This is a genomic window from Wolbachia endosymbiont (group A) of Beris morrisii, from assembly GCF_964028185.1.
Lineage (GTDB): Bacteria > Pseudomonadota > Alphaproteobacteria > Rickettsiales > Anaplasmataceae > Wolbachia.
Map to the genome: position 1 here is coordinate 426265 of NZ_OZ034760.1, position 13396 is coordinate 439660.

11 protein-coding genes and 1 pseudogene are annotated in these 13396 nt (G+C 34.8%); 4 read left to right on the forward strand and 8 right to left on the reverse strand.

Annotation, left to right across the window (positions count from 1 at the left end; all coding sequences use genetic code 11):
* Positions 1 to 5 precede the first annotated feature (5 nt).
* The 4 genes from ABWU69_RS02050 to ABWU69_RS02065 form a co-directional block, all read right to left on the reverse strand.
* Positions 6 to 551: a nucleotide exchange factor GrpE gene (locus tag ABWU69_RS02050; RefSeq protein WP_320157462.1), complete on the reverse strand. Its 546-nt coding sequence runs from the start codon at positions 549 to 551 to the stop codon at positions 6 to 8.
* Positions 552 to 612: 61 nt separating this feature from the next.
* Positions 613 to 1599 carry a polyprenyl synthetase family protein gene (locus tag ABWU69_RS02055; RefSeq protein ID WP_265034619.1) on the reverse strand — a complete coding sequence of 329 codons (987 nt, stop codon included), beginning with the start codon at positions 1597 to 1599 and terminating at the stop codon, positions 613 to 615.
* 11 nt (positions 1600 to 1610) lie between these two features.
* Positions 1611 to 1931, reverse strand: a complete 321-nt coding sequence (gene rpsP, locus ABWU69_RS02060) for a 30S ribosomal protein S16 (protein ID WP_006279266.1) — start codon at positions 1929 to 1931, stop codon at positions 1611 to 1613.
* 241 nt (positions 1932 to 2172) lie between these two features.
* Complete coding sequence (locus ABWU69_RS02065; RefSeq protein ID WP_341812831.1) at positions 2173 to 3981, reverse strand: peptidylprolyl isomerase; 1809 nt, start codon at positions 3979 to 3981, stop codon at positions 2173 to 2175.
* Between the two features lie 317 nt (positions 3982 to 4298).
* Between ABWU69_RS02065 and ABWU69_RS02070 the strand changes: the two genes are divergently transcribed.
* The gene (locus ABWU69_RS02070; RefSeq protein ID WP_265026455.1) at positions 4299 to 4907 is read left to right on the forward strand and encodes a cell cycle transcriptional regulator TrcR; all 609 of its coding nucleotides are present in this window, start codon (positions 4299 to 4301) and stop codon (positions 4905 to 4907) included.
* A 192-nt stretch (positions 4908 to 5099) separates the two neighbouring features.
* A complete protein-coding gene (gene rho / locus ABWU69_RS02075) occupies positions 5100 to 6503 on the forward strand; it encodes a transcription termination factor Rho (RefSeq protein WP_265034621.1) in 1404 nt (467 codons plus the stop codon).
* Between the two features lie 113 nt (positions 6504 to 6616).
* Here rho and ABWU69_RS02080 read toward each other — a convergent pair.
* From ABWU69_RS02080 to ABWU69_RS02090, 3 genes and pseudogenes are all read right to left on the reverse strand, one after another.
* Positions 6617 to 6769: pseudogene (locus ABWU69_RS02080) on the reverse strand (IS4 family transposase); the annotation flags it as partial.
* Positions 6770 to 7158: 389 nt separating this feature from the next.
* Positions 7159 to 8637 (reverse strand): UbiD family decarboxylase, encoded by a 1479-nt coding sequence (locus ABWU69_RS02085; protein WP_265034622.1) that lies wholly within the window; start codon positions 8635 to 8637, stop codon positions 7159 to 7161.
* Between the two features lie 95 nt (positions 8638 to 8732).
* The gene (locus ABWU69_RS02090; protein ID WP_353285341.1) at positions 8733 to 9794 is read right to left on the reverse strand and encodes a Fic family protein; all 1062 of its coding nucleotides are present in this window, start codon (positions 9792 to 9794) and stop codon (positions 8733 to 8735) included.
* 433 nt (positions 9795 to 10227) lie between these two features.
* On the opposite strand from ABWU69_RS02090, the gene ABWU69_RS02095 reads away from it, so the two are divergent.
* Both ABWU69_RS02095 and ABWU69_RS02100 read left to right on the forward strand, forming a co-directional pair.
* Complete coding sequence (locus ABWU69_RS02095; protein ID WP_265034624.1) at positions 10228 to 10986, forward strand: DsbA family protein; 759 nt, start codon at positions 10228 to 10230, stop codon at positions 10984 to 10986.
* A gap of 190 nt (positions 10987 to 11176) precedes the next feature.
* On the forward strand, positions 11177 to 11773 hold the full coding sequence (locus ABWU69_RS02100; RefSeq protein WP_265034625.1) for a TIGR02217 family protein: 597 nt from the start codon (positions 11177 to 11179) through the stop codon (positions 11771 to 11773).
* A 665-nt stretch (positions 11774 to 12438) separates the two neighbouring features.
* Here ABWU69_RS02100 and ABWU69_RS08010 read toward each other — a convergent pair.
* Complete coding sequence (locus ABWU69_RS08010; protein ID WP_406832628.1) at positions 12439 to 13341, reverse strand: DnaJ domain-containing protein; 903 nt, start codon at positions 13339 to 13341, stop codon at positions 12439 to 12441.
* Positions 13342 to 13396 lie beyond the last annotated feature (55 nt).

Consider the following 13396-nt stretch of genomic DNA (forward strand, 5'->3'; position numbering starts at 1 on the left):
CACAATCAGCAAGAAATAATAACCATTGCAGGGCGGAGCAACCTATTTTTGATAGTATAACCAGTTTGTAATACTTCTATAATAGTGCCAGGCTCTTTTTCATCGTCCTCTCTTTCCACAACGGCTTGGTGTAAATTACTGTCAAAAAGCTCACCAAGTGGGTCTACTTCTTCTATTTCATGTTTTTTTAGATCATTTATAATTTTTTGATGCGCTACTTTGATTCCTTCATGAACAGGATCACCGTCTTTCAAAATTTCTATTACTTTTTTTAAATTGTCGCACGAGTCGATCATATCACGTGCAAACTTTGTGACTGCGTAGTCACTTGCATCGCTAATTTGCTTTTGCATTATACGTTTGACGTTTTCATTATCTGCAACAGCACGGCGTAAATGATCTTCAAGCTGAGCTGCACGTTCTTTTAATGTATTGAGATCTTCATTTAAATCATCAGTTTGCTTATGGTTATCACTTTGTTGGTCGTCACCTTTCTGCCCACTTACCATATCGGTAAACTTCTTCTTTTTCTCTTTACTGCTGTCTGACATATTATTACCCTTAAGAATCTAATAAATATATAGCAATTAATCTGAAAATATCAAGCGCTAGCTACATTCGTCTTTCTATGCTCGCATTTAAAAAGTCAATTAAAGTAGTTTTATAAAAAGAATCAGAAAAAGTACTAATATTATTTTGCGCCATATTAATGTAGTGTCTAGCTTTTTCCATAGAAAGCTGAATGGCATTATGGTGATTAATATAGTGTAATGCTTGGTCAAAATTGTCTCTAGCTGAAGAAAAGCATTTTTCCCAGAATTTTTGCTCTGCTGGACTGCCCTTTTCGTATGCTATAATAGCAGGTAAGGTGACTTTACCTTCGAAAAAGTCTTTTCCGACTTGTTTTCCAGAAGTGCCTTGATTAGCAGTATAATCGAGCATATCATCAACTATTTGAAATGCCATACCAAAATTAAAACCAAAATTCTTTAGCCTCTCTGTTTCGTCATTTGTTGCACCAGATACTGTAGATGCAGCTTCACAGCATGCAGAAAATAAAGATGCTGTCTTTTCTCCAATGATATCAAAATAATTTTCCCTGACTGTGTGGGGGTCAAAACGTGTTGTCATCTGCTTTATTTCACCCTTCACAAGTAAATGCGATGCTTTAGATAAAATAGAGAGAATATTTAAATTTCCACACTCTATAAGCCATCTAAATGCTAGAGTCAACAATAGATCACCAACTAAAATGCTTGATTTATTTCCCCAAATCTTATTCGCTGTTTTAACTCCATGGCGTGCCTCACTTTCATCAAGCACATCATCATGAAGTAAAGTAGCATTGTGTATAAACTCTACCGATGCAGCAACGTTGATCCTATCCTCCCCAGAATAGTTTAGCATTTTACATATAATAAAAACTAGTTTAGGCCTTATTTTTTTTCCACCTGAACTAACAAGATGAGATATAATATCAGTAGCAAGCTTAGCACCTTCATCATTGACATTTTTGAAGATAAAGTCCTTCATAGCTGATAAATCAGAAGATACGACATCGTCTAATTTACCATTATTTGTTAAATCAGTATTTAGCATTTTAAAGAGACTTATGCTTCTTGTCCCTGTGCTTTCTCGTTCTCTACTTTCTTCTTTTCTGTTTTCTTTGGTTCTGTTTCTAAAGTTACTATGCCTTTTTTAATGAACCATAGTACTCTTTCAGTTGCTTGCGCGCCTACGCTTAGCCAATGTTTTAATCTATCAGCCTTCACCACAACACGATTTTTATTGTCTTTTGGTAACATTGGATCATATTGTCCTATTTTCTCAATAAAACGCCCATCTCTTGGTGCTCGTGAATCAGCTACAACTATCCTATAAAAAGGGCGTTTCTTTGCGCCAAACCTCGCCAACCTTATTTTAACTGCCATGTTAACCTTTATTCATATATTAGTCACAATTTTATACAATGAGCCGTTTTAAGTCAAATGAATTATACAACTTTTGCACCTTATAATATAATTACCAATAATGTAGGGTGTCATTCCAGCACCGGGCACTGGAATCTAGTTTGCATCATGCAGCCACTTAGTAAGTTTCTGGGTCCAAGTTCGGAGCACTGGATGCGTTTGAGGTAAAACAGGTTCTTATAAGGATTTAATTCTTATCTGGCTATATATCATCAAGTATAGCGTGATTAACTTCGACTTTATACTTTGATTCCAGATAGCTAATTAATTGCTCTTTTAGCGATATCATCACACGTTTTCCGGTGTCAAGCGTGTTTAATTTACCATTTGATGAATGCATTTCTTTTAGAACACCTATTATAATTTCATTATTGTATTGAATAGGGTCTGTCACTGAATCAGTTGTTTTCATATTGAAAATCTCTTCTACAAAAGAAAAGGGGTAGTTTTGTTGATCCACTTCATTGCGGTGCATCTGCTGACCTTTAACTAATTCCACACCTTGAATTTCTTCCAAATCTGTTTTTTCTCTTAGTTGAACTGCAACCTCTTGCCCAATTTTAAACATTCTTTCTTTTATAAACTCACTACACCAAAGCTCTACCGCTAATGCCCTGCCTTCTTCAAAACTTTGCAATTTGGGTGGAACGATATCAATGATTTTTACACTAACAACAGCGTCCCCAACGCCCTTAAAATAACCTTTCTGCTCCTTTTCTCGCGAAAAAATGAAAGAAATCAAATCACTAGAATCTCCTGCGTTATTACCGTTTTGATCTTTTCCATTCGCATCTACTGGACCAATAGTTTGTATAGGTAAATTATATTCACTCAATATTTCTTCAATTGTTGAACCATTGTATATCTTATAGTTCACTTGGTTTATGAAATCATTGACTCTTTCAAAAGACTTTTGGTTAGTTAAAACTGACTTTATATCTTTTTTTAAATCAACTAAGTCTTCATCAGAGATTTGATGCGCACCTTCCACTTTTATTATGTGCCAACCAAAACTGCTTGCTAAAACTTCACTTACTTCACCTACTTTGAGAGCAAATACCTTTTCCCTCACATCTTCTGGTAAAAAATCCTTAGTTATATTATTTACTCTAGTTTCCTCAAGTTTTGCTTTGCCAAACTCTTCTACTATCTGTTCAAAGCTTGTTTTACCCTCCTCAAATGCTCTTCTTGCTGTCTCAGCTTCTTCTTTGGTAGAAAATATTACATTGAATATATCTCTTTGATCTTTTAGTTCCTGTTGTTCTATTATACCATCAACTTCTTCATCTGAGATCTTGATTTGATCTTCAAAATACTTTTGGCCTAAGGAAATATATTGCGCAGTTCGATACTCAGGATAATAAAAATGGGATTTATTTCTTTCGTACAAATCAAGTAAGGCTTGATCATCTGGTTCAGGAATGTTTGTAACTGCATCTTCAGTTATTTTAACAATATCCACTACTCTAGTTTGGTAGCGACTTTTGTATATCTGCTCATCAACTCTCTCGCCAAAAGTTACTGGATAATTATCTTTAAATAATGAAGTCATGAACATCATTGCAGGCAGGACTTTCTCTAGCTTTGCTATATACTCTTTCTCTGTCATATGCAGGTCATTTAGCGTTTCATGGAATTTATTTTTGTCAAATTCGCCTTTATCATTTTGAAAGTATTTGGTGTTTTTAATATGGTTTTTTATAGACTCTTCTCCAACTGTCAACCCCAGCTCACTAATTAGGTTAAACAATAGTTTTTGCTCTATAAGTGCGTTAAGCAAATCATATTTCAGCTTTTTTACTTGTTCTCTACTCGCATCAGATCCAGAAATTTGCTTTTCATAATTTTGATATAGTGATTTATACTCATCTGACGTTATAACTTCTTTTCCAACCCTAGCTACCTCTTCTTTTTCATCATCACCTGATAAAAGGTTACCAATTCCCATGAAGATTAACAAGCAAGCTAAAAGGACAACGGTTACTTTAGTGAAAAAATTTTTAACATTCATTTTAAACTCAGTTAATTAATGGTTAATTATAGAATAGTGATAATTTAATGCTTGTAAACCTGTTGCTTTATTAGCTAATATATATAATATTACAATATATTAACTTAAAATTTAACTCTCTAATCTTAAATAGAAACATATGTTTAACTGAGTTATACTATACCTTAAGAAGGGGAAATATGTTTAAAGGTAAGCGCATTTAATTAACTTAAGAGGTGGGAAGTGACAAACAAAAAGTCATTGAATGACAAAATTAATGCTTTTTTAGTTTTAATAGTTTATATTTTAGCTCTGTATAACAGTAAGGGATACTTTAAATGGGAGATGCTTTTTTGATGTCAATGGAATCTTCTAAGGGCAATAACGATAGAAATAAACAGTTTCTAATGCAAATAGCTGCTTGGTTAGTAGACAACACTGGTTTAACTTTTAATCAAATAGCACAATGCTGCAGGTTGGCCCTTGAAGAAGTACAAGACATAGCTGATGAGGAAATAGAAGTTGAAAAATATAACCCTATTATTTCTGGGATAATTACTGAAAAAGAAATCGATGATTGCAAAAAAAATCCAAATCGTGTACCAAATTTGATTATAAAAAATATAAAAAAAAGGAGTAAGGCGATTGGTAACATTCTTGGCTTTGCTTCTACGGCAAGGCGTAGAGATAAACCTGATGCGATTTATTATCTAGTAAAAAAATTTCCTATCTTGGACAATAACGTTATAGCTAAATTAATTAGTACAACAAATTACACAGTTGAGCAGATAAGAGATGGATCTCATCATAACATGCAAAATATAAAACCCCAAGATCCTGTACTACTTGGCTTATGTAGCCAAGAAAATTTAGAAGCAGAAGTGGAAAAAGCAAAAGTAGAAGAAGAGAAGCAAGAAAGGTTAAAAAATATAAAGAATAGCTATTGAAAATCCTCAAATTTTTGTGCTTTGTTAACATTAAATTAACTTGACTTGCTAGTGTTTATTAGTATAATATAAGTAAAGTACGGAGTTTAATGATAATTAAGCTTAATACGCACTAAAACTAGCTCAGCCTAATTTATTATCTTGTAGTCACATTTTAGGTTAGTAAGCATCAATTAAAATTTTTGGAGGATTATGACAACAATCAATGAAGATGTTTTAGCAAAAGGAAAAGTTACAGCTCAACCTGAAACAAGTGAACGAGTTCACAATAACGATACAGTAAACCAGATAGCTAATGAAGGTACTGAAAAAAACAGAAAAACATTAGATCTGAGCGAATTAAAAGAGAAAACAGCAGAAGAATTGTTGGAGTTAGCTGAAGAAAGAAAAATTTTAACTAACGGTAAAAACAATGGTAGAATGCTAAAGCAGGAAATAATATTCAGCTTAATGAAGAAAATGAGTGAAGAAGGAGGCATAACCACAGGGAGTGGAATAGTGGAAATATTGCCTGATGGTTTTGGTTTCTTACGTTCAGCAAGTGCAAATTATGCCCCAAGTACCGATGATGTTTATATTTCTAACGGGCAAATAAAGAAGTTTAATTTACGTACAGGAGATATGGCATATGGAGAAATAAGGCCACCTGGTGATAAAGAAAGATATTTTACTTTAACTAAGGTTCAAAGTATAAACTCTACTGAAGTAAGTGAATTAAGAAAGTACGTCCATTTTGATAATTTGCTTCCTCTTTATCCTGAGGAAAGCATAGTACTTGAGTGTAATAATGGTGATGATAAAAAAGGCTTAAGCATGCGTGCTATAGATATAGTAGCTCCTCTTGGAAAAGGGCAAAGAGCGTTAGTAGTTGCTCCACCTCGCACAGGAAAAACTGTATTGCTTCAGCAAATGGCTAACTCTATAGCTATAAATCACCCTGAAGTAGAATTAATAGTGTTACTTATAGATGAAAGACCTGAAGAAGTAACAGATATGATACGTTCTGTAAAAGGTGAGGTAGTAAGTTCTACGTTCGATGAGCCTGCTTACCGTCACGTACAGCTTGCTGAAATAGTAATAGAAAAAGCTAAAAGAATGGTTGAGCATAAAAAAGATGTGGTAATTCTACTTGACAATATTACTAGACTTGCACGTGCCTATAATGCTGTTATTCCTTCGTCTGGGAAAGTTCTAACTGGTGGTGTGGATTCAAACGCACTGCAGAGACCAAAGCGTTTTTTTGGAGCGGCTCGTAATATTGAAAATGGTGGTTCTTTGACAATCATCGCTACAGCCCTTATAGAAACTGGTTCAAAAATGGATGAAGTGATTTTTGAAGAGTTTAAAGGTACAGGAAACGCTGAGATCATACTTGATAGAAAACTTTCTGATAAACGTATATTTCCAGCTATTGATATTACAAAATCCGGAACAAGGAAGGAAGAGCTATTAGTTGATAAGGCTATACTAAATAAAATATGGGTGTTGCGTAGAATACTTAATCCTATGGGATCTGTTGAAGCAATGGAATTTTTACGTGATAAACTACTTTTAACAAAGAGCAACGCTGACTTTTTTAACTCCATGAATCACTAAAAGTAAGCCAGTTATGATGGATATGCTGAGTAAAAAGTAAAACGCTCTTATAGTTAAAATAATTGTATCCGTTCAGGCAATGGCGAACTTAGGGAGCGTTCATACGCATCAAGTTAAGAAGCAAAGGTAAGAAAATTCAATGAACTTAAGGTGGATATTCTAGTTTTTCTATATCTGTCTTTCACAGAAAATTATGACCAGTCTGTGGTAAGTTTTTTCAGGAAAATTCTCAAATTATTAATTTTGCTGCTTAACGCTAAAAACAAGTAACCGTTCACGGATTGTGAAAATGAATAAAGAACTAAGCAGTCGTAACTTGTATCCGTTCAGCCAATGGCGTCAACTTAAGAGTCTTCATTAGCAAACCCTCCTATGGATCTTCTGAAAAGTTTTTGAGTATATTGTATTTTTAATTTGTAAAATAAGATTTTTTCCTTTCTGCATGTCTCCTTATAGAAAGGACACATTTTAAACTTTTTTATAGAAACAACAGCGTTTTTTTTCACTCTTTGGATAATTTTATGATAAAAAATTTAGAGAGAAATTTTACACACAATCACTGATATTTTCCCTTAAGTTGACGCCATTGGCTGAACGGATACAATCGCGGTATTACAAAAAACGCCAAACTTTTTTCTGCTTTTATGCAAGAAGTCTAGTCCATATATTCTTCCCACTTTTCCGTAACTTTTCTTACTATTTCCTCACTCATCTCAATTTTCTTTCCCCACTCTCGTTTGGTTTCAGGCGGGATTTTATTTGTCGCATCAAATCCCATTTTACCTCCAAGGCCACTTTCAGGGGAAGCAAAGTCTAAATAATCAATAGGTGCATTTTCTATCATGATTGTATCACGCACAGGGTCCATTCTCGTTGATATTGCCCACATCACTTCCTTCCAATCACGTACATTTATATCATCATCAACAACGATAATAAACTTCGTGTATAAAAACTGCTTGAGAAAAGAAAGTATGCCCATAACAATTCTTTTTGCGTGTCCTGGATAAGACTTTTTTATCGATACCACCGCTATTCTATATGAACAACCTTCTGGTGGTAGATAAAAATCCACTATCTCTGGAAATTGATTGATAAGAATGGGCACAAAAATTTCATTGAGTGCTTCACCAAGAATTGATGGTTCATCAGGTGGCTTGCCAGTGAAAGTGCTAAGATATATCGGGTTTTTACGCATTGTAATTGCAGTAATATTAAATTCAGGAAATTGCTCAACAGAATTATAGTAGCCAGTGTGGTCTCCGTATGACCCTTCGTCTTGATATCTATCCAAACTCACATAGCCTTCCAGAACGATTTCCGCGTGAGCTGGCACTTGAAGCGGAATAGTCTTACAATTTACAAGCTCAAGCGGCTTCTTTCGCAGTAGTCCAGCAAATTGGTATTCTGACAATGTTTCTGGCACCGGGGTTACTGCAGCAATAATCGTTGCAGGATCACTACCGATCACAGCAGCAGCAGGAAATTTCATATTTTGTTCCTTCTCTTTCCATCGTTTATGGTGACCTGCACCACCACGATGTGCAAGCCAGCGCATTAGAGTCGTTTTTTTATCTATGACCTGCATACGATATATTCCAAGATTGAAATTATCTTGTTTATCTTTCGTGGGTCCTTTTGTTACCACAATCGGCCAGGTGATAAGTGGTGCAGGTTCATTTGGCCAGCATGTTTGAATGGGCAGTAGACTTAGGTCCACTTCATCTCCGGTTAGCACTACCTCTTGACATGGAGCCTTGCTCACGACTTTGCTTCGCATCGATAACACGACTTTTAATAGAGGAAACATTTTTATAGCATCCTTAAAGTTTTTTGGCGGCTCAGGTGATCGCAAAAATGCGAGAAGTTTACCCAAATCTCTCAGTTCACCGGGGTTGATGTTCAGTCCCAACGCAATTCTTTCAATAGTACCGAATAAATTCACCAAAACAGGAATCGCACTTTTGCCATTTTCTGTGACAACATTTTCAAAAATGATAGCTGGCCCTTTGTTTGACAAAACTCTGCGATGAATTTCTGTCATTTCAAGAACTGTTGAAACTTCCTCCTTAATCCTAATCAGATCTTTTTTTTCTTCTAAGGCTTTAATGAAGTCGCGTAAGTTGTTGTACATATTCCAGTTTTTAAAATTTTAAGTTTACATTTAGTTTTCAAGCACTTTATTAAAATTTGATCTATGCACTGCTTTTCTGTCTAACAAGCTTTCAGTTAATTTGAGATCAAATCTTCATATTGCTTACTAAGTTTGTATTTCCTTCCTCTATTGGAAAAATCTACAATCTCGATAAACCCCATTTCCACCCACTTTTTACAAAGTTGCGCACTAGTACGAGGCTTAAAATTAAATAGTTCGCCAACCTGACTAGCTGTAATAGCGGAAAACTCCTGGAAGAGCTCAAGAGCTTTGCGTTGTTTAGGATCAAGCTTACGTATAAGATCAGTCTGATCAGTGTGGTATTCTTCTTCATTTATACGTTGTAAAACGTTCTCAAATGAATTTGCCATACCTTCTATGAAATACTCCACCCACTTAGTGATATCTGCTTCAGCTCGTCCCATGTAATAGTTGTGCGATGTTATTGCTTCATAATAAGCCCCTAGATTTTTAGCATAATATTCTTCCAATGAGTAAAGCCCTTTTAGGTCATACCCACCAAGGTGTAAAATTAATGTAGTCAACAATCTTGCAGTACGACCGTTACCATCATAGTAAGGGTGAATTGTTACAAATTGATAATGAGCAATACCTGCAATAATTGGGTAAGGCACTTGTTCACTGTCACGAATCCAATCCACCATACTGCTCATAAGCTTTGATACATCCTTTGCTTCAGGTGGCATATAGATTATTGCACGTGTACGGCTATCACGAATAACGTTTTGACCATCACGATAAGGGACTTTAGATTTTCCACTTGCCATTACTAGAGCATGAAGCGTTTGAATGGCTTTCTCAGTAATAGGGATCGTTCTCGCTGCCCATTGTTCAACTTGGGTTAAAGCTGCATAATATCCTTTAACCTCATTTTCATCTCTCCTATATTTTGGAAAGTGGCTTTTACCACTTAAAACCTCTTCAATCTGCTTAGGCTCAAGTCGATTTCCTTCAATCATAGTAGAGTAGTGTGTGGTATAAAGCCGTGCAGTTTCACGAAGAGACGAAAGCATCGATACAGTGAGCGGCAAATGTAACACTTTTTCTTTTGCTGCTTCAATCCTCATAAGGCAATTAGCGGTTTTGGAGGTAATCGTATAATTTGGCATCGGCATAATATCTGCATTACATTACTTCTATATTATGCTGATAAAATGCAGATAATGCAACATTCACACGACGCGACCATAAACAGCAATAAATTCAGCTGATTGAGAAAGAAGTTTGTCTTGTAGAATAGCTATTTCTTTTTCTCTACCAATTATTGGCTCGTTCATATGTTTATTCCGCGGAGTTTGTTGAAATTATACACAGCGGAATAAAACAAACAACTTAAATCTATGCTCCACGCGCTTTTGCTGTTTGCATCTTAAACTTTCTGATTAGTTTTACGCTTAGTTTTTATTGTTAAAGTTTGCATTTGAGACAAAACCGGCTATAAAATACACTTGATACAAATGTTTTTATGTATTAACATTAGATGCTTCTTTTAATATACAGATAAATGTGTACTAAAAGTTTTATATTGTAGGTTTTTAAATAAATTGTATGTCTAGGGTATCGTTTTTATTGATTTTAATAATAGCAATAGCAAGCTTGCCGATAATAAATAATTGGCTTTCAAATCGCAGCCAAATGCTAAACGATGATTATATAGGTGAGAGATTAGATGATTATATCAGTAGAAATTTTGATAAGATCGTAAGAACTCTCAAAGAGGAGTCGATTAAAAGTAGTTACGCTGCTCGAGATAATGTGACCAAAAGTAAAATTTCACAATACAAGAATCAAATATTTGACCTTACTTATCCTTACTCCGGAAATGAAAATAGTAGTGTTGTAGCTGCAGGCTTCTTTGACTATTCTTGTGGATATTGCAAAGCTATGAAGAATGATATAAAGCAGTTAATTAACGACGGTAAAATTAAGTATATCTTTAGGGATGCTCCAATACTTGGTAACGCCTCTTTAAGGGCAGCAAAAAGCGCTTTAGCTGTTTACTTTATTGATAAAGAAAAATATTTCGACTTTCACTATTCTGCTTTAAGTCACAAAGGAGGATTTTCAGACGAAAGCATATTGGATATAGTGAAAAGCATAGGGATTGATGAGGACGATTTTAATAATTCCATGAAAAATAATGCAGACAAAATTGAGCAAATGATAAACGACAGTAAGCTCCTAGTAAGAGATTTGGGAGTAGGTGGTACACCTTTTTTAATAATTGGGGATAGTCTGTTTGTAGGAGCAACTGATTTGAATGTATTACGCAAAAAAGTAGATGAATTAAGTCATAAACAAGGCTAGTTTCAATTTGCCATAAAATTTTATTTTTTTGCTTGACAACTCAAATGAACCTGAGTATAGTAATTGTGGGTATGACAGCAGTTTAACTCAGTGGTCTTATCCACTTTCCATAGCGTCATTTACTATGTGAAACACTTTCAAATTACAACATTTTCTTCAACCAAACTATTTTACTTTCACAGGAGGACATATGTCATTCACAGAAATTAGATTTCCAGAAAATATATCTTATGGTTCCGCTGGAGGACCGGAATTTTCCACTGACGTTGTAACAACTCATAATGGTTGTGAACAGCGCAACATCAATTGGTCTCATGCACGTACTAGATACAACATAGCTTACGGGGTCAGATCAAACGAGCGGCTATTAGAATTAATAACATTTTTTCATGCACGAAAAGGTAAAGCAATAGGGTTTCGTTTTAAGGATTGGTCGGATTTTATAGCCATTAATCAAGAGATTGGTATAGGAGATAACAAAAAAACGACTTTTCAGCTAATCAAAACTTATGTAAGTGGGGAAGATAAGCATATACGCATGATCAAAAAGCCAGTACATGGGACAGTAAAGATTTATTCAAATGGTAAAGAAGAGAGTGAATATTCAGTAAATTATTCAACGGGAGAAATAACATTTATGAAGCCACCAGTAAAAGATGCGATAATCACTGCGAGCTTCGAATTTGATGTGCCCGTGCGCTTTGATACAGATTACTTAAACGCTTCTATTGATGACTATGGAAGCAATAGCTGGAACAACATTCCACTAGTGGAAGTGAAATTTTAGTTATAAGCGAGCATAGATCTACATCATACTACAACAACTGTATTATAATTCGAAAGCAGCTTGCTCAGCCCTATGCCCTCAAATATGAAGATGTCATTCCAGTCTGGAATCCAGGAATTTTGATTGGACGCTAAGTTGGAGAACATAGAAAGTAGCTTGCTTTATGCTAAAATAAGCATTTTTGATAAAACTGTATGGAAAACTGGATCCCAGTGGGCTTTGTTGCATCGCTACTTATGAAAGGCTAACTATAGTTAGGATTATAAGCAACCTATTGAAAATCTTGTTTTTTTGCAATCAATCTGATCAAATTTAAGAATAGTAATTTGTTATTTGTATTAATAAACTTAATTCTATTGAAAATAGCTAAAGCATTGAAATGCTTGAATTTTAGCCGGATTAGTGAGTGGTAGTGAAATTTCTTTTACTCAAATTTAGGTATTCACTGACCGTTCTTGTTATAAATACCAGAATAATAAGCTACTGATATTCTCTATCTTTTTTATCTTTAATCCATCATAGCTAGCGATGCAACAAAGCCCGCTGGAATCCAGTTTTTATCTTGACTCAAAGCTAAGTTTTCTGGACCCAAGTAGTCAAGGCACTGGGATGACACCCTTCTTGGTGGAGATTGCTCTTAAATAACAATGCTCGTACAGTTGTGATTAAGCTAATGCATTGTCAATTCTTTTAGAATTGTCCTCAGCATTTAGCTCAACATTATTTATTACTTGTTCAGCATTAACTTCATCAAAATTAGGAGAAGGCCATTTTGTTTGTACATAAAACACATCATGTATAGCTTTTGCAACAAGAAGAACTCCAGCAAGAGCAAATGCTGCCACTCCCGCATAACATAAGAAAGAGGCATCACATGAAGAGTAAATCGCAAAAGCAACATAACTTGTTAGAACTGCAAGAGCTAACTGACAAAATACACTGGATTTATCAATTCTCCCATATTCAACTAATAATTTTTTAACTTCACTATTCCGTAAGAATAATTCATCAATTTTTGTGTTAGGATCTGCACCATTTTTTAAGCAAAGCTCTACAATTTCAATATTTTGAGACAATATAGCACAAGTTAATGGACTTACCCCTGCATAAGATTTGTTTATATAATCACCAAATTGTCCATTCTTGCTACTCTTGAACTTAGAAAAAAGCTTCTTTAGGTATTCTACATCTCTGCCTAAGGTAGCAGCACTTAAAGAAGAACTCAAATCGTCAGCAGAGTTAATCTCATCTAAGTTCTTCATACAACACTGCATTGTCTTCTTCATGAACATATCAAATCTCTCATCTGACATCCCCATCACATCTTCAAATTCTTCATCTGTCATCTCTGCGATTGTTTTTGAACTTCGTGCAGTAAGGCACTCATATGCAGCACCTAATTCTTTAAATTTTTCCTCATTTTGTTTTTGCACATCCTTACTCTCACCTGAATGTTTATCAGGATGATATTTAAGGGCTGATTTTCTATATGCTATTGTAATTTCTCGTTCACTGGGGTTATCACCCTCACTAAAACCTAATATTTTTAAAGCTTCCTTTCTATTCACAATAAATTTCCTACTGAAATATCTTAAGTTAAGTATAACCCAAAATTTCAAAAAG